The sequence below is a fragment of the Exiguobacterium sp. s40 genome, assembly GCF_018617905.1.
Lineage (GTDB): Bacteria > Bacillota > Bacilli > Exiguobacteriales > Exiguobacteriaceae > Exiguobacterium > Exiguobacterium mexicanum_A.
Map to the genome: position 1 here is coordinate 264,057 of NZ_JACSLC010000001.1, position 18,218 is coordinate 282,274.

The following is an 18,218-nucleotide window of genomic DNA, read 5'->3' on the forward strand; positions in this document are numbered from 1 at the left end:
CCTCCTTTAATTCGCTCATTAAAGAGCCATACATGACCCATCATAAACGGAAACGTCGGATTCGTTCAATCATTATTGCGAAATAGGCATGAAATCGCCTTATTTACTCAGTTCAAGAATGGCAGCCACGTCTTCTCGTTCGAGTGTGCGGAAGCGACCGAACGCCCCGCGTTTCATCGCCGAATCCAAGATGGCGTCGAACGTCGACTCGTCGATGTCATAGTCACGGAGCGAGTTTGGCGCGCCGAGCTCATCGAAGAAGGCACGAACGGCTGCAATCGTACGCTTCGCCGTTTCCAAGTCCGTGTCAGCCGGTTCGACGTTGAACACTTCTGTGCCTAAGCGTGCGAAACGTGCTGCATTGTCTTCATCGAGTACATGTTCCATCCAGCGCGGGAACAGGATCGCGAGTCCGCCTGCATGCGGGATGTCATGGACAGCCGAGACCGCATGTTCGATGTTGTGCGATGCCCAGTCGCCCGAGGCACCCATTTGGAGCACACCGTTCAAGGCGATCGTACCTGAGAACAAGATGATGGCGCGCAAGTCGACATTTTCTAAATCGTCGACGAGTTTCGGTGCCGATTCGACGACCGCTTTCAACACGCCTTCCGTCATCCGCTCTTGAACCGGCGCATGGTTCGGGTGGAAGTACTGCTCGAAACAGTGGCTCATCATGTCGACGATGCCGTAAATCGTTTGGTCTTTTGGCACTGATACCGTGTAACGTGGGTCGAGGATCGAGAACGTCGGATAGACGAGCGGGTGACCCCAGCCGTACTTCTCTTGTGTCTCCCAGTTCGTGATGACCGAACCTGAGTTCATCTCAGAACCGGTCGCCGCGAGCGTGAGCACCGTACCGAACGGGATCGCTTCCGTCGGGATGTGGTCACGGAGCACGATGTCCCAAGCGTCGCCTTCATACGGGATGGCCGCCGAGATGAGTTTCGTGCAATCGATGACCGAGCCGCCGCCGACCGCGAGCAATGCGTCGATGTTTTCTTCACGCGCTTGTTTGACGGCACGACGTACCGTCTCGATGCGCGGGTTCGGTTCGACGCCTGAGAAGTCGACGAAATCGATCGAGGCATTGTTCAGTTCCGCCACGACTTCATCGTACGTGCCGTTCTTCTTGATGCTCCCGCCTCCATAGACGAGCATCACTTTCTTGGCGTCAAGCGCCTTCAACTCGCTCGCGAGTTTTTCAATCTGATGTGTCCCGAAAATAAGTTTCGTCGGGTTCTTGTATTCAAAGTTGTGCATGTCTCATCCTCCTTCGAAAATATGTAGCACCTACACTATATACCCTGTTTTTTATGATTGAAAAGCAATCAGGCCTGAGCGTAGATGCGGTCAATGATCGTATGGAGCGTCACCGCCTGTTCCGCTTGCTCGTACGATGGCTCGTGCCGGCACGCCTCGAGGAACGTGTGAATCTGACTGGCGTACGGATCTTCGAGCGTCAGATGAGCCGGTGATTTATCGAATAAGGCGCCATGCTCTTCCGTATGGAGTTGAAGTGGAAAGAGCGATGCGCCACCGTTCGTCCCACGCAGTTCGACCCGCATCGTGTCCGCCGCGTCGACATTGGCCATGAAACTCGCGTCTAAAAACAAAGATGCTCCGTTGTCGAACGTGACCATCGCCCGGGCCGTGTCTTCGACCGAGAACGACTCCGCGTCCCAATCACCCATCAGCCCGACACCAGGCCGTGTGCCGAGGTATTGACCGACGTGACCGATGACATCGACCGACTTCGGATAATCCATCAAATACAAGGCGAGGTCGAGCATATGTACCCCGATATCGAGCAGTGCACCGCCTCCTTGCAGTTCCTTATCCGTGAACACGCCCCATCCCGGGATGCCACGACGCCGCAGGGCAAGGGCCGTCGCCGCATAGACGTGACCGAGTTCCCCGGCATCGATCATCCGTTTCAATAGTTGTGTGTCCGACCGGTGCCGGTAATGGAATCCGTAATGCAGCGTCCGCTCTGCCTTCCGGGCCGCTGCTAGCATCTCGTTCGCCTCACGGGCCGAGATGGCCGGCGGCTTCTCACAGAGGACGTGGCATCCTGCCTCGAGTGCGGCGATGACTTGCGCTTTGTGGAGCGCGTTCGGCGTACATACACTGACCGCATCGAGTTGTTCTGTGACGAGCATCTCTTCGACCGTCTCGTACACCCGTTCGATTCCAAACTGTTCAGCCACCGCTTCCCCGCGCTCTCGCGTCCGATTCATGACGGCGACGACGTCAGCCCCTGCCGCGATGTATTGCGGGATATGGGCAGTCTTGGCAATCCCACCCGTACCGATGATTCCGATCCTCATGGTCCTCACTCCTTTTCTGTACTGTTCGTGAACGAGCGGGACATTTCCTGTACAAAAAAAAGACGACCTGCACATGGCAGGTCGTCTCAATCACTTACTTCTTGAAGTTCGTGTTTTTGATCCAGTCTTCGAGCTTGTCCTTGAGGACAGTGAATCCTGGAGCTTCTTCTTGCTTGAAGTTTGAAGCTTCGTTGCGGCGTGGTGCGCCACGACGAGCTGGCTTAGCCGACTTCTCGCGTTTTGGAGCTTCTTGTGTCGCTTTCATTGAAAGCTTGATTTTCTTAGATGCTTCATCAACATCAAGAATTTTCACTTCAACTTCTTGACCGACTTGAACGTACTCGTTCACGTCTTTCACGTAGTCGTGTGAGATTTCAGAGATGTGGACGAGACCTTGAGTCTCGTCGTCGAGTGCGACGAACGCACCGAAAGGTTGGATTCCTGTTACTTTACCTTTTAAAACTTGATCTTTTTCGTATTTTGCCATTACAAACACTCCTATGCTAAATTCATCAACTTACTATAACATACTTTTTTCGATAAAGTGTACAAATTAGTAAAAAAGATTATTTGGGATTATTTTCGTGTTTCAAAGTCGACGGGTCGGGTAAATACAAATCAAGCAAGACTTCAAGTATTCCCCCCTGATTCCGCTAGGTTAACGCCTAGCCCTTTTTTGTTCAAAAGCTTGTAAATGGTCGCTGTGCGGCCACCTCAAACACCGTCTCCCCTACCATTTCATTCAACATAATCGCGTTCCGATACACGGCCATCCCTAAATTCGTTGCCGCCGGCCCGTGCGAATGTTCCAAATTCGTATGGGTGAACAGACTGCCGGTCAACCTAGTCTCCGTCGCGATTTGATAGCGGTTGTTGACGCGCCATAGTCGTTCCGCTTCCCATTCGATGTCAAATCGTTCGACCCACTCCGGAATCCGCGGTCGATACCCGGTCGCCGCCACGACCGCATCATACTCGTTCGTGAACGATTCACCGCTATGCTGCTGAGTCCCTTCGATCATATAGCTCGATGAGTGCGATACGCGCTCGATTTCGATTTGGGTAAACAAGTTCGTCGCTTGGTCCGTCCCGTCCGCCGTCCGATGATATAACGCCCCATAGATGGCACGGAGCGTCTCTGGGTTGACGCCATTGCGGAATCGTTCGAACGACTTCCCAAGTTGCTCACGTTCCGCGTACGGTAATCGATTGAAATACTCGACGTACGACAAGCTGAAGATCTCTTCCCCGAGTTTGCCGCTCTCGAGCGACTCGAACACGTCCGAGCGCGTCACCCAATCGATTTGTTGCCGCGTTTTATCGGATCGACTCAATAAATCGAGATACACCTCCGCCGCGCTCTGCCCGCTGCCGATGACAACGATGCGGTCCTTTTCAAGCAATCGTTCCCGCTCCATTCGATACGAGCTCGTATGAATGACATCTTGGAATGCCTCTGGGATGAGCGGTTCTGCCCCCGTCCCGATGACGACGTGTCGCGTCGATAGCGTCTCTTCGCCTTTAGGCGTCGCGACCGTGACGAGGAAGCCGTCCTGTGCCGGACGGACGTCGACGACCCGGTGCGAGAACTTGATTGTGTCGAGCGAGGCAGCGATCGCCTGCAAATAGCGATTGAACTCTGTCCGGGGAATCGTCGGGCTCTCTTGGACGATGAACGTCTGCAGTCGGCCCGCCTGCTTCAAATAGTTCAAATAGCTGTGCCGGCTCGTCGGGTCGGCGAGCGTCACAAGGTCATATAAATAATGCGTCTGCATCGTCGCCGCTTCGAGCAACATTCCTTCATGCCAATTGAAGTCGGCCCGCTCTTCAAAACATATCCCCGTCAATTTGGTCGATTCGCTGAGCGCCATCAAGCCGAGATTGTACGGGCCACATCCGATTGCTACAAAATCCACTCGTTCCAATGACCTCACCTCGCTCGTCTTTTCCCATCTATTATACCACTAAAACGTAAAACAGACCCTCATCGCTGAGAGTCTGTCACTGTCGTCGTCACTTCGAACTGTTTCATGAACCGATCGATGCGACGAATCGCTTCTTGTAATTGTTCGACCGACGTCGCGTAACTAGCCCGGACGAAGCCTTCACCGCTCGCGCCGAAGGCGTTGCCCGGCACGACCGCGACCCGTTCCTCGAGCAAGAGACGCTCGGCGAACTCTTCGCTCGTCAATCCGGTGTGGCGAATCGATGGGAAGGCGTAGAACGCCCCACCCGGTACGTGCGTCGGTAACCCGGCGTCATTGAGGGCCTGGATGAAGTAGTTACGGCGCTGCCGATAGCTCTTCACCATCTTCGGTACATGCTGGTCACGGCTCTTCAGTGCCTCGAGACCGCCGAACTGAACGAGCGTCGGGGCACACATCATGCCGTACTGATGAACTTTGAGCATCTCCCGTGTCACGACTTCCGGCGCACATGTGAACCCGAGCCGCCAGCCTGTCATCGCGAACGCCTTCGAGAACCCATTGACGACGATCGTCCGCTCGCGCATATCATGAAGCGTCGCAAAGCTTGTGAACGGCTCGTCATATGACAGTTCGGCATAAATTTCATCACTGACGACCCAAAGGTCATGTTTCGTCGCGAGTTCCGCGATTTCGGTGAGTTCTTCACCCGTCATCGTCGCTCCGGTCGGGTTTGACGGGAAGCAGAGGAGCATCGCTTTCGTGCGCTCCGTGATCGCCGCTTCGACGTCTTCCCGGTTCAGACGGAACCCGTTCTCCGGACGACAGGCGACCGGGACGACCGTCCCGCCGGCGAGCTCGATGAGCGGCCCGTACGAGACGAAAGCCGGTTCAACGACGATGACCTCGTCACCCGGGTTGAGGAGAGCCCGGAAGGCGATATCGAGCGCCTGCGACGCGCCCGTCGTGACGATCAGTTCCGTCGCCGGGTCATATGTCGCCCCGAACCGGTCCGCCATGTAACCAGCGATTTCTTGACGTAACTCGAGGAGACCGGCGTTCGCGCTATAGGCCGTGTAGCCTTGCTCGAGCGCCGCATAGCTCGCCTCGCGCACGTTCCACGGCGTGATGAAATCCGGCTCTCCCACCCCGAGAGAGACGACGTTTTCCATCGTTTGCGCCAAATCGAAGAATCGGCGAATGCCGGACGGCTTCATTGAGACGACTTGTTGGGATAGTGACTTCATGGCGTAATATTCAACCGTTTGTCTTCGACTTGTGGGGTGAATAAAATGCCATCATGCTTATACGTCTTCAATTTGAAGTGCGTCGTCGTCGAGACGACCGAGTCAAGCGGTGACAATTTGTCCGAAACGAACGACGCGACGTCTTGAAGCGAGTTCGCCCGAATGACGACTTGCAGGTCGTAAGCCCCTGACATCAAATAGAGTGCCGTCACTTCCGGGAAGCGATAAATGCGTTCCGCGACCTCATCGAAACCACGACCCCGTTTCGGAGTGACTTTGACGTCGATGAACGCCGTGACATCGTGGCGATTGATTTTTTGCCAGTTGACCATCGCCCGGAAGCCGAGCAAGATGCCGTCCGCCTTGAACTTTTCGAGCATTGCCTCGACAGTCGCCTCGTCGGTCGCGAGCAAGTTCGCCAACAGTTTCGTCTCGAGGTAGCCTTTCTCTTCGAGCAGCTCGAGCAATTCTAGTTCTTTCGATGTATACATAGTTATTCTCCTTCCGTTCTACCGGGGAACGCCCCTGTGAACGTTCTCTCTGTCTGTCTCACATAGTCCCGTCGTTCGGCTTGGACGATATGGAAGTTCTTCATTTCCATATTGACCAAACCGTGCTTGTGACAGAACCGATCAAAGTAACGACGGCGCGTCTCGTCTTGTTTGGCCGACAAGTTGTCGGTGCCATTGAACGCATAGAGCACCGTCGCGCGGGCCGGATGACGAATCGTCCCGACCTCACTGACACGTAGAATGAAATCCCAATCCCAGTAGTTATAAACGTCCTCATCGAACGATCCAATCGTCTCGTGGAGCTGTTTTCGATAGAGCGTACCGGACGGGATAAACGTCGAGTCTTGGCGAAGTCGCTCCAAATCGAGGGCATAGGCGAATGCCTCCCAGTCGGTGACGCGACGGCGCCCATCTTCCCACGTAAAGCGGAACAGTTCCGCGTCCGTGAAGACGAGGTCGGCCGAACGGATGTCCTCGAGCGCTTGTTCGATATGGGTCGGCATGAGCAAATCATCATCGTCGAGCAACAGGATATAGTCGCCGCTCGCTTCCTGTACGCCGCGATTGCGGGCTTTGACGTGATGATTCTCGCCAAGCTCGATATATCGAATCGATAATCGATTCAAAAAAGGCGCCAAAAGATGCTGTTTTGGCGGCCCGTCATTATTGATCACAAGTACTTCAAACTCCCCGAACGTCTGGACGACCAGACATTCGAGCAGTTCCGTCAGTTCCGTCTCCCGCGAATGGACCGGGATGACGATGGAAACGAGCGGGTTCATCCGCGGTAAGCAGTTTCGACGTGCGGCAAAATGGCTTCCCAGCTGACGCCGTTTTCTTTCGATACCGTGACGAAATCGCCATAGGCGAATACGCTCTCGACGCCTTCGATGGCGACGAGTTTCGCGAGAAGCGGTTGGTCCGTCTCTTCGCCGGCTTTCACGCTTTGGCTTTTCGCACCGAAGACGTTCTCAGGAAGTGTAATTTTCATTGCATTTGGATTCGGTGTTGGATCGATACGTAACATCGTGGTTCCCCCTTATAGTTGACAAGATTCTGAAGACGCGAGTAGTCGTGCCGCCATGGCCCGTGTTTCTGGTTCACTTGGACAGTCGCCAAAAGCGTCTGTCAAGATTTGTCGAATCACGTCATCCAATTGATCGATCGAATCGACGTGAATGAGCGCCAAGGCGATATCGTCAAACTCTGGTCCATACGACCCAAGCCCGTAACCGAGTGGGTCCCATGCTAATAATAAGTCTTCTGCTCTCATTTGTTAAACCCTTCTTTTTACCTTGATTTCAAATCGTACTCCCTCAATCTACCTCACTTTTCAGTTCGATGCTAGTGAGCGTTCGAATTTCCCTCGTTTTGAAAAAGCAGTCGTCACTATATATAGTAATCGCTCAAATCGTAAATTGAATAGAAGATAGGACGAAATCCAATGAATTTATCGTTTATTTGGACATCCGGTTCATGATTGACCGCTTACATAAAATTGCACGCGTTCTCACGCAAACGTCAATTTAATTTTTTTCTATCTCATATCTCATCTCAAATCGGATGATAGCGCCGTTTTTGAGTAAAAGTAATCTAGGCGTCGACAGTTTGCCGAATGTCAAGATTGCAAAACTAAATATAGGTGATTTATGATTAAAAAGACAAGAAAACGTCAATATATAGTTAATGGATATTTATCACGTTCATCCATCATTGACGTCGAATCGGACAAGTTCCGCTATACCTTTATAATATCTACATCCGAAGAAGGAGTGATCGTTTTGACATCCCCTATCCATCACGAGACGATGTTGGCCGCTGCGCCAACACTTACTGACGTCTCGACATTGATCCAATCATTAAAACAACGCTACCCACAGCTTAGTGTCGAACGATACGAAGAACGAGCCGTCCGGGCGCTCGAAGGAAAGACACTGACGCAAGATGTAGTATATGAACTCTTGACGATGCACGCCCTCGATATGTTGAAGGCTGAAGAGCCGGACTGGACGTTCGTCGCCACAGAAATGTACTTAAATCGCCTCTATTTAGAAGCGGCCCGTAACCGCGGTTATGACGCCTCGATGCGTTACGGCGCTCTCTATCCAATGATTGAGACGCTCACGACAAAAGGCATCTTCACCTCGGCACTACTCGATACGTACTCGAAAGAAGACATCGCCTATTTGGAGACGTTGATTGACCCGTCACGTGACCGCATGTTCACATACATCGGTCTCCGGACGTTAGCAGACCGTTACCTCGGCCGCGACCACGTCAAAAACTTGTACGAGTTGCCGCAAGAGCGGTTCATGGTCATCGCCATGACACTCATGCAAAAAGAGAACGCTGACCAACGTGTGAAACTCGTCGAAGAAGCGTATTGGGCATTATCGAACCTCTATATGACGGTTGCTACACCGACGCTCTCGAACGCCGGGAAATCGTACGGGCAGCTCAGCTCATGTTTCATCGACACGGTCGACGACTCGCTCCGCGGCATCTACGACTCGAACACAGATGTGGCCACGCTCTCGAAAGGCGGCGGCGGAATCGGCGTCTATCTCGGCAAGATCCGCTCACGCGGCAGCGACATCAAAGGCTTCAAAGGCGTCTCGAGCGGCGCGCTCCCTTGGATGAAGCAACTGAACAACACGGCCGTCTCGGTCGACCAGCTCGGCATGCGCCAAGGCTCGATTGCCGTCTACCTCGACATTTGGCATAAGGACATTTTTGAGTTCCTCGATGCGAAATTGAACAACGGGGACGAGCGCCTTCGGACTCACGACTTGTTCACAGGCGTCTGCTTGCCCGACTTGTTCATGCGTACGGTCGAAGCACGTGGCGACTGGCACTTGTTCGACCCACACGAGATTCGTACGGTCATGGGCTTCAGCCTTGAAGACTTCTACGATGAGACGGAAAATGGCGGTTCGTTCACCGAGAAATACTTAGCGTGCGTCAATATGCCGGAGCTTTCGCGCGTAACGGTACCAGCCATCGACCTCGTCAAACGGTACATGCGCTCACAGCTCGAGACAGGAACGCCTTACATGTTTTTCCGCGACGCCGTGAACCGTGCCAACCCGAACAAACACGCGGGCATGATTTACAGCTCGAACCTCTGCTCAGAGATCGCGCAAAACATGTCGCCGACGACAATCGACGAAGAGTACACAGCGGACGGAAAGATCGTCATCACGAAGACACCTGGTGACTTCGTCGTCTGTAACTTGAGCTCAATCGCCCTCGCCCGAGCCGTCAAATCGGACGTCCTCGAGCGACTCATCCCGATTCAAATGCGGATGCTCGACAACGTCATCGACTTGAACACGATTGAAGTGCCACAAGCGATGATCACGAACCAGAAATACCGCGCCGTCGGACTCGGAACGTTCGGTTGGCATCACCTGCTCGCCCTCGAAGGCATCCGTTGGGAATCGGTCGATGCCGTCCAGTACGCGGAAAAGCTGTATGAGAAGATTGCTTACCTTACGATTCAAGCGTCAATGGAATTAGCCAAAGAAAAAGGCGCATTCGGCGTCTTCGAAGGATCGGAGTGGCATACGGGTGAGTACTTCAAACGCCGTAACTACCGCTCACACGATGAACTCGATTGGGACGGCCTCGCGGAAGCGGTTCATCAAAACGGTGTCCGCAACGCCTACATGATGGCGGTCGCACCGAACTCGTCGACAGCGATCATCGCGGGTAGCACGGCTTCGATCGATCCGGTCTATAAGAAGGTCTACTCGGAAGAGAAGAAAAACTATAAGATCCCGGTGACGGTCCCTGACCTCAACCCGGAGACGAACTGGTTCTATAAATCAGCGTTCGAAGTCGACCAACTCTGGAGCATCCGTCAAAACGCGGCCCGCCAGCGTCACATCGACCAAGCGATCAGCTTCAACCTTTACGTCAAAAATGACGTGAAAGCGACCGAGCTCCTCTCGATGCATCTCGAGGCCTGGTCACTCGGAATGAAATCAATTTACTACACGCGTTCGACGACTGTTGAAGTCGACGAATGTGAATCGTGTGCTTCGTAACGTCACGTAACAGAAAGGTGGGACCAACCATGAACGTCGCAATCGTCTATAGTTCGATGAGCGGAAATACAGAAGAGGTCGCCGAACTGATTCAGGCGACCCACGTCCATCGGGGCGACCGCGTCGCCCTGTATGAAGCGGACCGCATCGGCCATCGCGAAGCCCAAGCACTCGCCACGTACGACCTCGTTTACTTCGGGTCGTATACGTGGGCGGACGGCGTCTTACCGGACGAGATGAAAGATACGTTTCGTCTCGTCTTGAAAGAACTTAATGTGCCGCTTCGCCAAGCCGCCGTGTTTGGGACAGGTGACAAGATGTTCGTCCACTTCTGCCGAGCGGTCGACGAGATGGCCTACCACCTTTCGAAATACGGAATTCCTCTCGCCGGTGAGACATTGAAAATCGAGCAGTCACCGCGCAATCAACCGTACAACGTCCGTCACTGGGCCGAACGGTTGGCTAGAAACACCGAAGAAGGAGTATATGTCCATGACCATTCAAAAGATCAAACTACTATCGCCCAAACATCCTAACCGGGCGACTGCCATTATCGGGGGCGAGACGAGTTCCATCGTCAATTGGAACGACATCGCCTATCCGCAGTTTTACACCATCTATAAACAACTGCTCTCAAACTTCTGGATCCCGGATGAGATCTCGATGTCGAAAGACATGCAGCAATGGCCGCAGTTGAGCGAGCGTGAACAAGACGCCTTCAAACGGATCATCGGGTTGTTGTCGATCCTCGACTCGGTACAGACACGCTATATCCTCGAGTCATCGATGTTCTCATCAGACTCGTCGGTGCACGCCGTGCTCGCCGTCATCGCTCAACAAGAAGTCGTCCATAACCAATCATATAGCTACGTCCTCTCGAGCCTCGTCCCGCTCAGCGAGCAAAATCGCATCTTCGATATCGCCAAGGACGACGAGATGGTCATGAAACGGAATCAGTTCATCTTAGACTTATACGAGGACTTCCGGGCCGACCAGACGGCCGAGACGTTCGCCAAGTCGCTCGTCGCCTCGATTATTCTCGAAGGCATCAACTTCTATTCCGGTTTCGCCTACTTCTACAACTTGGCCCGTCACCAGAAGATGGTCGGCACGTCGACGATGATCAGCTACATCCAGCGTGACGAGATGCAACACTCGTATTTCGTCAGCCAGTTGCTCCGGGCCGTCTTGACGGAAAACCCGGAGATCGACGCCGACGGCAGCTTCAGCCAGTTCGTCTATGACACGATGGGGGAAGCCGTCGACCTCGAGGTCGAATGGTGCGAATACGTCCTTCGAGACCTCGACGGGCTCGACGTCAGCGAGATGCGCGATTACGTCAAATACCTCGCCAACAAGCGCCTCCGCGTCATCGGCTTGAACGATCTGTATGAAGGGTTCAACGAAGACGTCATGCCGTGGATTCGTGCGTACTCAGACGATTCATTGAATGCCACGAAATCCGACTTCTTCGAACAGAAGTCACGCTCGTACGCAAAAGTCACCGACGCCAACGGCTTCGACGACCTATAAGCACAAAATGCCCCGACTCATAGTGAGTCGGGGCATTTTTAATGGATGAAATTTAATGATAAGCGCGTACGTACTGAGCGATCCCTTCAGCGACACCTTCCGCCATCCGTTGACGAGAAGCGTTGCTCCGTAAGTGGGTGACGTCTTGCGGCGAAGAGATGAAACCGAGTTCGACGAGGGCCGATGGCATCGTATTATAACGAATCACATAATAGTTCGCCGTCTTCACACCGCGGTTCGTCATCCCGGACGTCTTGCCCATCAAATTGGATTGAATGTTCGTCGCCAGCACACGGCTCTTCGAACTGTGGGCTGAATAAGACGAATAGAACGTCTCGACACCTTTAGCATACTGAGTCGTCGCAGCATTCGTGTGCAAGCTGACGAACAAGTTGCCGCGAAGCGTTTTTGCCGTCTGAACGCGTTGGTCAAGCGTCAAGTAGACATCCGTCGAGCGCGTCAACCGGACTTGGTAATCATACTTCGAACGAAGATACGCCTCGACTCGTTTCGTCACATCGAGAACGATCGCCTTCTCATAGAGCGATCCATTCACCGCTCCCGGGTCACCGCCTCCATGGCCCGCATCGAGGACGATGACGGCGTTGCTCGTCGCGCTCGGCTTGAGCGTCATCGCGTAAGCCGTCGAGATGTAGCCGTCGCGACCGTTGTACTTGATTTCATAAAAGCCGTTCGTCGAGCCGTAATGGTCGACTTGAGTGCCATGGGCGAGTCGGCCGAGAATCGTCGAGCTCGCCGAGGCGCTCGCCCGGACGTTCAAGACGTCCCCTGGTGTGTTCGTGTACACTTTCCCTTTAGGCGTCGCCGCAGGGGCGTCCGGGGCCTTCCCGGCCGACAACCAAGCTGTCGGGGTATAGAACGTGTCTGACCCGATATAGACGACCGACCAGCTCGAGTTATGTTTGCTGTACGTCACCGGCGTATACTTCGGCAACACACGAGCGACCGGTGATGATTGAAGCGTCTTCTTGAACAGGTTGGCATTTCGGTTCGCATATCCTGTTACTTTTTGAATGACCGGCGGTTTCGTCGTCGGCGGTTTCGTTACCGGCGGCGCTCCTAGTGTGATCCATGCCGTCGGCGTGTAATACGTTTTGCTGCCGATGTAGACGATCGACCAACTCGAGTTATATTTGCTCGAGACGACCGCCGACTTGGCCGGCAACACTTTCAACACCGTCGAACGTAGGTTGCGCGCGCCGAACAGTTTCAACTCGCGGTTGGCATGACCATCGACTTTTACGACTGGCGGTTTCGTCGTCGGCGGAGGCATCGTCGGTGCCCCAGGCGTAATCCAAGCCGTCAGCGCATAATACGTTTCGCTTCCGACATAGACGACCGACCAGCTTGAGTTATATTTGCTCGAGACGACTTCCGTCGTGACCGGCAATACTTTCAACACTTTCGAACGCTGATTGCGCTCGCCAAACAACTTCAACTCACGGTTGGCATGACCGTTTACTTTTGCCGCGCTCGGTTTCAACGTTCCCGGCGTGATCCATGCCGTCGGCGTATAATATGTGCTACTGCCAACGTAGACAACCGACCAGCTCGAGTTATATTTGCTCGAGACGACCGCTGACTTGGCCGGCAATACCTTCAACACCGACGAACGCTGATTCCGTTCGCCAAACAACTTCAAATCACGTTTCGTATAGCCTGTTTCACGGGCTGGTGTCGATGCGACGGCTTTCGGGGCAATATATGCCTTGGCCGCATAATACGTCTTCCCGTTCAAGTACACTTTCGCCCAAGACGAGTTATGCACGGCATATTGAACGGTCGTGCCTTTTTTAAGCGTCCGGTACACGGTCGCCTTGCTATGGGCCGACACACGGATGTTCAAGTTGACGGTCGTCACACCCGTCGAAGTGGCAGCTTGCTTCGTGACCGTCGTGGATTGGGACGGGATTCGCTTGATGTACTGGGCGGAAGCATAGTACGTTCGATTGTTTAAATATATCTTACTCCACGATTTGTTATAAATTACATACTTTACTTTTGTTCCCTTTTTTAGCGTTTGTATCAATTTTCCGTTCGTACTTGGTGCAGAGCGAACGTTCAAGTTGACTGTCGTCTCTCCGTCCAAAGTAGCGGCTTCCACCGCGGGTATTTGGATTGAAAACAAGACAATGGTTATGATGAGGGCAAGTTTAAAAAGCTTCATATTCATCCAAAATATTCCTTTCTTCATACGCACATCGCGACTGACAACACCTTCATAGTAGCACATTGCTTTTATTGAAAAAGTAAATATTTGAAAAAATGATGAATACTTTTTCCAAAAAAGGTGAATGTTTTTACCCTTTTTTTCGCACAATCCAAAACGTATCAGTGCCATGTCGCTCGATCTCGACGGCGAAAGGGGCCGCTAGTTGCAAATCAGTCTCGATGGAGCGATCGATTTGGAAAGGCGGCTCAGGTTGTCGAATGACAAACCCATCGAGTCCCTCGACTTCGGCGATTTTTAAAAACCGCGCCAAGTGCCCTTCCCGCTCTCTATATCGGCTCACTTCTTCGAAAGGTTTAGCCTTCACCCCTCCCCAATATCGTCCTTCCACATAAGAACGATACGCGCGGACCGAATCTTCTGTAATCGGGTCGGGGGTATGGTCGAAGCGTCCGAAATCTCGGGACGACTTGTCTTCGATTAACGAGGCGATTTCCGCGAATAGGTCAAATCCATTCATGTCGGCAAGTTCCATGACCGCCTGTTGAACGGCCTCGATGTGTCGTTGCAGCGATCCCGGCGTCGCGGACGCCTTCAATTTTTTATCGCCTTCGTAGGCATTTAATATGCGGCCAACTTCCCCCGCCTCGCGCACGAGGCGGTAGTAGCTACGTTCTTCTTTCGTCTCGTCACGGTCTGTCGTTTGATTCGTGAGGATGATGGCATATTGATTCGCCAGACACGTCGAAATAACGAAGACGTCCATCAGCTCTTCTCGCAGGGCGACTCGGTCGTCGGCATAGAGCGCGCCACCAATTTCGCCCACTTCTTCTAACAGCCGGGCCAACCCCGACAGCGGCCGCCAGTAGCCGCCTAAATGAATAATCATCCGATCGATTCGTCGTTGTAATTCCTTCATGTTTAATCACCTATCCATCCTCTATATTTACCGGTTGCGTGGTATACTATGCTCAATCCAATCGTTAGGAAAGGGGCCATGTGTCGTGTCGCCAGCCAGGCTTTGGCAGTTACTTCGTTTCCTGCTCGTCATTATCGGGCTCGTCTTCGTCATTTGGGGACTGAGCGTCCTCTTTACGTACACGTATCCTTTCGTGTTCGCCTTCTTGTTATCCTTGTTGACCGTCCCGCTCGTCAATTGGTTCGAGCGCGAGACCAAATTGCCCCGGGCTCTTGGGACGCTCGCTTCCTTGTTGATCGTCATGAGTGTCGTCAGCGGTGTGATTGCCATCGTGGTGACTCAACTCATCCGTTACTTGACGATCGCCGCCGAGAAACTTCCCGACCAGATTGAAACGTTCACCGAATACATACAACGCATATTCAACGAAAAGATTGCCCCGTTCGTCAATGATGCGTATGACAGCGTCCAGCGGCTCAATCCGGGACAGACGAGCTCGCTCGAAGGCGGGATCACCGAGATCGGGGTCCAGCTCGGAGCCGCGATCGGCGTCTTGTCACGAGGGGTCGCCGGTTTACTGCAAGATATCCTCAGCGCCTTACCGCTCGTCTTGCTCTTGTTCATCGTTATCGTGCTCGCCTGGTTCTTCATCACGAAAGACTGGAACGTCTACATGCGGTCCATCGCGCGCTTGAATGAGCGAAAAGGCTTTAAGGAATTTGAATTGGTCATGACCAATTTGCGCTCGGCCCTGTTCGGTTACGTCCGGGCCCAATTGACGCTTATCTCCATCACGTTCGGGATCGTCCTTGTCGGCATGTTCATCCTGCGGGTCGACAATCCATTCTCTTTCGCTCTTTTAGCGGCCATCTTCGACTTGTTGCCGTACCTAGGCGTCGGGACGCTGTTATTGCCATGGGCCGCCTATGCCGCCGTGAGCGGCGACTGGTTCCTCGCCATCGGCCTCGTCATCTTGTATATCGTCGTCATCGTCCAACGTAACTTGGCTGAACCGAAAATCGTTGGTTCTCACATTGGACTTGACCCGCTCGCCGCCCTCATCTCGATTTTTGTCGGTTTGCAACTGTTCGGGGTGCTCGGCTTCATTTTAGGACCGGTCTTGGCCGTTCTGCTCAAGGCGCTCTATAACGCCCAAGTGTTTCACTATATGTGGAGATTCGTCCTCGGGCCGACGACACCAAAAGAGCGATGACGCGTCATCGCTCTTTTGGTGTCGGTACCGCTACGAACGGCGCTCCTTCAGTTTGGTCCGGATGCGTCACCATCCCAGTCGTTCCCGCCTCATAGGCGGCCACGGCCAAAATACAGGCGTCGATAATATCATCGACTTGTACGTTCGACATCTTCCACTTCCAGGGCGAGCTTTTTGAATAGCGGCGCAACAACTCGATCCGTTCGAGTTCTCCCGCCTCGGTCTTCTTACTGAAACGCGCCTCGTTCCCGGTCATGACGGCGAAGCACACTTCCGGGTGTGACTCATAGACGTCCATTTCAGCGATCGTTTGAAACTCTCGAATCCGAGGCACAAGGTTCCACGCTTGTTTGCTGATTCCTTTTCCGACTAGTTCGCGACTTCTCGCGTTGGCCGTCTCATACGATGCTTCTGTTACCACTTCTTGAATCGGTGGTGTGAAGATCGATGACTTCCGCTCTTTTAGTTGTGACCGCATCCACGCGTCACACGTTCGGTCCGGCTTGTCGATCGACCCTAAGTCTTTCGGCATATCGACAAAATGCACGGCCCCTTCGATCAATAAATCTTCCAACTTCTCTGAGATGGTCAAACAGAGCGAGATGCTGTCGTACGTGATTCGTACCCAACCCCCGCGCGCGCCATCAATTCCTACTCCGACCACGGCGTCCCTCCTGCATCAAAAACAACACTCCGAGCACCGCGCAAAAGACGGTCACTCCTAACAACCAACGGCTTGGCCAAGCCGTGTATCCGAAACCGGAGACGACGGCCAAACCGATTAATACAAATCCAATTTTCAACGTTTCCATCCTTCGAGCATCGAGGCGAGTGTGCGCACCATGACGCCAGTCGGTCCTTTTGGTCCGAGGTCGCTCGCCGACGAACGTTCGCTCGTCCCAGCGATGTCGAGATGGAGCCAAGGCGTGTCCCCGACGAACTCACCGACAAAAGCGCCGCCGAAAATCATATGACCGTAACGGCCCGGTGAGTTGTTCAAGTCGGCGACTTCCGACTTACGCACTTGGTTGATGAAGACATCGAAGTATGGCATCTGCCAGACGAGTTCGTTCGTGTCACGGCTCGCAGCTTCTAAGGCGCCGTAGAGCGACGCATCGTTCGTCAGGCAACCAGTCACTTCCGTACCGAGTGCGACGAGCACACCGCCCGTGAGCGTGGCCACATCGATGATGGCTTGCGGTTCATACGTCTTGGCAAAGGTAACGGCGTCGGCGAGGACGAGACGACCTTCCGCATCCGTGTTAAGCACTTCAATCGTCTTCCCGTTCATCGCCGTGATGACATCGTCCGGCTTGAATGCGTCCCCTGAGATCATGTTGTCCGTCGATGGGATGACACCGATGACGTTCACGTTCGGTTTCGTCGTCGCGAGCGTCTCGAATAAACCAAGTACCGTCGCGGCGCCGCCCATATCCCCTTTCATACCGACGATGCCGTCTTTCGGCTTGATCGAGTAACCGCCCGTATCAAACGTGATTCCTTTTCCGACGACAGCGACAGGCGCCTCGTCTCCAGCTCCGCGATATTCGAGCACGATCAACTTCGGCGGGATCGTCGACCCTTGGTTGACGGCGAGAAGCGCGCCCATTCCGAGCCCTTCCATCTCTTCTTTTTCAATGATGCGATGTTCAAAGCCGTGACGTTCGGCCAACTCGACCGCATAGTCCGCGAGCGTTTCCGACGTCAAAATATTGGCTGGCATCATCGTGAGCGACCGCGCCACATTCACCCCACGTCCGTAAGCTGCACCTGCTAGCGCCTCTTCCTCTGCATCAGCTCCGAGCAACGTGATCGTTACGTCGGGTTTCGCCGGTTTCGGCTCTGATTTGTATGTAGGATGCTCATACGTCGCCATCTCATACGCTTCAGCAAACAGTTTCGCCGTATTCGGTCCGAACGTGTCGAGGGCGACCGCAACGTCCGTGAAGGCACGGGCTTTGATGTGTTTGGCGACTTTCCCGAACCAATTGCGCACATTTTCAACCGTATTTTCGTTCCGTTGTCCGAGACCGACGAATAGGATCCGTTTAACCGTTCCCTCAAACGTCGGGACGATGGAGACTTCACCTGTTTTCGTTGAAATATCTGCCGATTGAATCAATGCTTTGACGCGTCCATTAAACAATGAATCGAGTCCTTCCTCAATCGTGTCGGCAGCGCCGATCCCCACGACGATTGTGTCATATGAGCCGTTCCAATCTAAGTCTTTCACTTGATACATGTTTGCCACTTCCCTTCTTTATATATGGTTAGCATAACGAACTTCTGCCAAATAATG

18 protein-coding genes are annotated in these 18,218 nt (G+C 53.4%); 4 read left to right on the forward strand and 14 right to left on the reverse strand.

Annotated elements, in window-relative coordinates:
• Nucleotides 1–99 precede the first annotated feature (99 nt).
• From KNP02_RS01335 to KNP02_RS01375, 9 genes are all read right to left on the reverse strand, one after another.
• Nucleotides 100–1,263: an iron-containing alcohol dehydrogenase gene (locus KNP02_RS01335; protein ID WP_214706507.1), complete on the reverse strand. Its 1,164-nt coding sequence runs from the start codon at nucleotides 1,261–1,263 to the stop codon at nucleotides 100–102.
• Nucleotides 1,264–1,331: 68 nt separating this feature from the next.
• Entirely contained in the window at nucleotides 1,332–2,330 is a 999-nt protein-coding gene (locus KNP02_RS01340) for a Gfo/Idh/MocA family protein (protein WP_214706509.1), read from the reverse strand.
• A gap of 94 nt (nucleotides 2,331–2,424) precedes the next feature.
• Entirely contained in the window at nucleotides 2,425–2,817 is a 393-nt protein-coding gene (yugI, locus tag KNP02_RS01345) for a S1 domain-containing post-transcriptional regulator GSP13 (protein ID WP_016509788.1), read from the reverse strand.
• 193 nt (nucleotides 2,818–3,010) lie between these two features.
• Entirely contained in the window at nucleotides 3,011–4,246 is a 1,236-nt protein-coding gene (locus KNP02_RS01350) for a lysine N(6)-hydroxylase/L-ornithine N(5)-oxygenase family protein (RefSeq protein ID WP_214706511.1), read from the reverse strand.
• Between the two features lie 68 nt (nucleotides 4,247–4,314).
• On the reverse strand, nucleotides 4,315–5,502 hold the full coding sequence (locus tag KNP02_RS01355; RefSeq protein WP_138859141.1) for an aminotransferase: 1,188 nt from the start codon (nucleotides 5,500–5,502) through the stop codon (nucleotides 4,315–4,317).
• Entirely contained in the window at nucleotides 5,499–5,993 is a 495-nt protein-coding gene (locus KNP02_RS01360) for an Lrp/AsnC family transcriptional regulator (RefSeq protein WP_021065542.1), read from the reverse strand. Before KNP02_RS01360 ends, KNP02_RS01355 begins: the two co-directional genes overlap by 4 nt.
• Nucleotides 5,994–5,995: 2 nt before the next feature.
• Entirely contained in the window at nucleotides 5,996–6,796 is an 801-nt protein-coding gene (locus tag KNP02_RS01365; protein ID WP_138859140.1) for a glycosyltransferase family 2 protein, read from the reverse strand.
• The gene (locus KNP02_RS01370; protein ID WP_034778343.1) at nucleotides 6,793–7,041 is read right to left on the reverse strand and encodes a NifU N-terminal domain-containing protein; all 249 of its coding nucleotides are present in this window, start codon (nucleotides 7,039–7,041) and stop codon (nucleotides 6,793–6,795) included. The genes KNP02_RS01365 and KNP02_RS01370 overlap by 4 nt, the downstream gene beginning before the upstream one ends.
• A 12-nt stretch (nucleotides 7,042–7,053) precedes the next feature.
• Nucleotides 7,054–7,287, reverse strand: coding sequence for a DUF1871 family protein (locus KNP02_RS01375; RefSeq protein WP_034778345.1), 234 nt, complete (start codon nucleotides 7,285–7,287; stop codon nucleotides 7,054–7,056).
• Between the two features lie 508 nt (nucleotides 7,288–7,795).
• On the opposite strand from KNP02_RS01375, the gene KNP02_RS01380 reads away from it, so the two are divergent.
• From KNP02_RS01380 to KNP02_RS01390, 3 genes are read left to right on the forward strand one after another with little or no spacing between them, the layout of a single operon-like run.
• Nucleotides 7,796–10,063 (forward strand): ribonucleoside-diphosphate reductase subunit alpha, encoded by a 2,268-nt coding sequence (locus KNP02_RS01380; protein ID WP_256441012.1) that lies wholly within the window; start codon nucleotides 7,796–7,798, stop codon nucleotides 10,061–10,063.
• 29 nt (nucleotides 10,064–10,092) lie between these two features.
• On the forward strand, nucleotides 10,093–10,599 hold the full coding sequence (locus KNP02_RS01385) for a flavodoxin domain-containing protein (protein WP_214706524.1): 507 nt from the start codon (nucleotides 10,093–10,095) through the stop codon (nucleotides 10,597–10,599).
• Entirely contained in the window at nucleotides 10,556–11,596 is a 1,041-nt protein-coding gene (locus KNP02_RS01390; protein WP_214706533.1) for a ribonucleotide-diphosphate reductase subunit beta, read from the forward strand. Before KNP02_RS01385 ends, KNP02_RS01390 begins: the two co-directional genes overlap by 44 nt.
• Before the next feature lie 52 nt (nucleotides 11,597–11,648).
• Here KNP02_RS01390 and KNP02_RS01395 read toward each other — a convergent pair whose 3' ends face one another.
• Both KNP02_RS01395 and KNP02_RS01400 read right to left on the reverse strand, forming a co-directional pair.
• Nucleotides 11,649–13,790 (reverse strand): N-acetylmuramoyl-L-alanine amidase, encoded by a 2,142-nt coding sequence (locus KNP02_RS01395; RefSeq protein WP_214706542.1) that lies wholly within the window; start codon nucleotides 13,788–13,790, stop codon nucleotides 11,649–11,651.
• Between the two features lie 127 nt (nucleotides 13,791–13,917).
• Nucleotides 13,918–14,706 (reverse strand): MazG nucleotide pyrophosphohydrolase domain-containing protein, encoded by a 789-nt coding sequence (locus tag KNP02_RS01400; protein WP_214706545.1) that lies wholly within the window; start codon nucleotides 14,704–14,706, stop codon nucleotides 13,918–13,920.
• A gap of 85 nt (nucleotides 14,707–14,791) precedes the next feature.
• Between KNP02_RS01400 and ytvI the strand changes: the two genes are divergently transcribed.
• Nucleotides 14,792–15,919, forward strand: a complete 1,128-nt coding sequence (gene ytvI / locus KNP02_RS01405) for a sporulation integral membrane protein YtvI (RefSeq protein ID WP_214706568.1) — start codon at nucleotides 14,792–14,794, stop codon at nucleotides 15,917–15,919.
• A gap of 4 nt (nucleotides 15,920–15,923) precedes the next feature.
• On the opposite strand, the gene KNP02_RS01410 is transcribed toward ytvI, so the two are convergent.
• The 3 genes from KNP02_RS01410 to KNP02_RS01420 are packed head-to-tail and all read right to left on the reverse strand — an operon-like array spanning nucleotide 15,924 to nucleotide 18,161.
• Complete coding sequence (locus KNP02_RS01410; RefSeq protein ID WP_214706570.1) at nucleotides 15,924–16,583, reverse strand: DUF429 domain-containing protein; 660 nt, start codon at nucleotides 16,581–16,583, stop codon at nucleotides 15,924–15,926.
• Nucleotides 16,564–16,722, reverse strand: a complete 159-nt coding sequence (locus KNP02_RS01415) for a hypothetical protein (protein ID WP_161787546.1) — start codon at nucleotides 16,720–16,722, stop codon at nucleotides 16,564–16,566. Before KNP02_RS01415 ends, KNP02_RS01410 begins: the two co-directional genes overlap by 20 nt.
• Nucleotides 16,719–18,161 (reverse strand): leucyl aminopeptidase, encoded by a 1,443-nt coding sequence (locus tag KNP02_RS01420; RefSeq protein WP_034778358.1) that lies wholly within the window; start codon nucleotides 18,159–18,161, stop codon nucleotides 16,719–16,721. The genes KNP02_RS01415 and KNP02_RS01420 overlap by 4 nt, the downstream gene beginning before the upstream one ends.
• Between the last annotated feature and the right edge of the window lie 57 nt (nucleotides 18,162–18,218).

Excerpts from the sequence above, each read along its gene's own strand:
- KNP02_RS01400 (WP_214706545.1), bottom strand. The coding sequence starts at position 14,706 with ATGAAGGAATTACAACGACGAATCGATCGGATGATTATTCATTTAGGC.
- KNP02_RS01340 (WP_214706509.1), bottom strand. The coding sequence starts at position 2,330 with ATGAGGATCGGAATCATCGGTACGGGTGGGATTGCCAAGACTGCCCAT.
- KNP02_RS01375 (WP_034778345.1), bottom strand. The coding sequence starts at position 7,287 with ATGAGAGCAGAAGACTTATTATTAGCATGGGACCCACTCGGTTACGGG.
- yugI (WP_016509788.1), bottom strand. The coding sequence starts at position 2,817 with ATGGCAAAATACGAAAAAGATCAAGTTTTAAAAGGTAAAGTAACAGGA.
- KNP02_RS01365 (WP_138859140.1), bottom strand. The coding sequence starts at position 6,796 with ATGAACCCGCTCGTTTCCATCGTCATCCCGGTCCATTCGCGGGAGACG.
- KNP02_RS01390 (WP_214706533.1), top strand. The coding sequence starts at position 10,556 with ATGACCATTCAAAAGATCAAACTACTATCGCCCAAACATCCTAACCGG.
- KNP02_RS01355 (WP_138859141.1), bottom strand. The coding sequence starts at position 5,502 with ATGAAGTCACTATCCCAACAAGTCGTCTCAATGAAGCCGTCCGGCATT.
- KNP02_RS01370 (WP_034778343.1), bottom strand. The coding sequence starts at position 7,041 with ATGTTACGTATCGATCCAACACCGAATCCAAATGCAATGAAAATTACA.
- KNP02_RS01420 (WP_034778358.1), bottom strand. The coding sequence starts at position 18,161 with ATGTATCAAGTGAAAGACTTAGATTGGAACGGCTCATATGACACAATC.
- KNP02_RS01385 (WP_214706524.1), top strand. The coding sequence starts at position 10,093 with ATGAACGTCGCAATCGTCTATAGTTCGATGAGCGGAAATACAGAAGAG.
- KNP02_RS01335 (WP_214706507.1), bottom strand. The coding sequence starts at position 1,263 with ATGCACAACTTTGAATACAAGAACCCGACGAAACTTATTTTCGGGACA.
- KNP02_RS01360 (WP_021065542.1), bottom strand. The coding sequence starts at position 5,993 with ATGTATACATCGAAAGAACTAGAATTGCTCGAGCTGCTCGAAGAGAAA.
- KNP02_RS01395 (WP_214706542.1), bottom strand. The coding sequence starts at position 13,790 with ATGAATATGAAGCTTTTTAAACTTGCCCTCATCATAACCATTGTCTTG.